Genomic DNA, 287 nt, shown 5'->3' with positions numbered 1-287 from the left:
TGTCCTTCCAGGCCAGTGGCCTCCATCCGGTGGCCGATAAGGCAATCCAGATCATTCTGGAAAACTAGCCGCAAAAGATCGCTACGGCGGCAGCGACGATCGCCGCGTTGTCCTTCGCCACAGTTCCATCGGCGAGCGTATTGCCGTCTTCCAGACCGACCCGTGTCGACCAGCGCTTGCGATGCGCAAGCTTGACGAAGGGCCAGACAGTTGCATCGACGCCATGCAGCAGGATCGGCCGCCGTACCCCGGCGCGCTCGAGCACGGCGACGATGCCATGCGCTTCG

At 63.1% G+C, this 287-nt stretch carries 1 protein-coding gene; it reads right to left on the bottom strand.

The window, feature by feature from the left end:
* Positions 1-64: 64 nt before the first annotated feature.
* Positions 65-287, bottom strand: a 223-nt coding sequence (locus tag EOB49_RS35235) for a 3-keto-5-aminohexanoate cleavage protein (protein ID WP_206526224.1), incomplete at its 5' end; no start/stop codon positions are given.

This window comes from Mesorhizobium sp. M7A.F.Ca.MR.148.00.0.0, assembly GCF_003997735.1.
Lineage (GTDB): Bacteria > Pseudomonadota > Alphaproteobacteria > Rhizobiales > Rhizobiaceae > Mesorhizobium.
Note: the sequence above shows the minus strand (reverse complement) of the source record. Positions and strands in the feature narration are given on the sequence as shown.